The sequence below is a fragment of the Kiloniella laminariae genome (assembly GCF_027214005.1).
GTDB lineage: Bacteria > Pseudomonadota > Alphaproteobacteria > Kiloniellales > Kiloniellaceae > Kiloniella > Kiloniella laminariae_A.
Map to the genome: position 1 here is coordinate 1 of NZ_JAPWGY010000030.1, position 965 is coordinate 965.

Annotated in this window: 1 protein-coding gene; it reads right to left on the bottom strand. The window is 56.4% G+C overall.

Annotated features, from left to right (window positions below):
- Positions 1-965, bottom strand: a 965-nt coding sequence (locus tag O4H49_RS20490; protein ID WP_269425291.1) for a hemagglutinin repeat-containing protein, incomplete at both ends; no start/stop codon positions are given.

Genomic DNA, 965 nt, shown 5'->3' on the forward strand with positions numbered 1-965 from the left:
CGTACCCTCAAATCCGCTGACAACTTCTCTCAGGGCAGCACCATCAACATAAACCTTTAGCTTGGTCTTTTTATCCTTGGTGATTTCCTGACGTTTGCTCAGGTCGGTGTTGAGATCACTGAGATCCTGATCGGGGTCAGAACGGACGGTGACGTCGATATTGCCACCGGGGGCCGCGACGGTGGCGCGGGTGATCTGTTCTTTTTCCGACGCTTCGTAGGAACCTTCGATGGTGGGTAGGGCAGCGATCTGATCCAGTGGGTCCGGGGAGGCGCTGTCTGCACTATCATCCCCGCCAACACCGATAGAGCCGGAAATAGAACCATTGACGTTCTTGTAGGTGTCGTGATCCTGAATATCCCTGTAGTCGAAGGTCTCGGTATCCAGCGTCACATCGCCTTCGGTCGAGGCAATGACCGCCCCGTCAAGCTGGGTGTGACCACCGACGGTGACATCCACGTTGCCTTTGGCAATCAGGACAGACTGTTCCTCGACCCACGCCTTGCGACCCTTTTCTTTGCCGTAGGAGACGGAGCCATTGACGGCATTGACCTTGCCGTCCAGACCAGTACTCACCCCGACAGAACCGCCCTTGCTGCCCCCGTCGATCCGGCTGGTATCCTGCAACGAGGCAAGAGTGAGATCTCCGCCGACATCCGCATCAATGGACCCGTTTGCCTGAACCTGTGCGCCCTTGAGGGTCGTGTCATCCCCGGATTTCAGGGTGACGTCGTTTCCGGCAAGAATACGGCTGTTGGTATGGGTCAGGCTATCAACATTGCGGTCCGATGCATTGGCAGAGATGGAACCATTGGCTGAAACTGTTGGGGTACCCGTAATCCCGATCCCCACAGAAACCCCGGCAGAGGCTGATTTGCTTTTCGATGAATGATCCAGCGCGTAGGTACTTTGCGCAGCGGTGAGGGTAATATCATCCCCCGCATCAAGCGTGACATCACGACCTG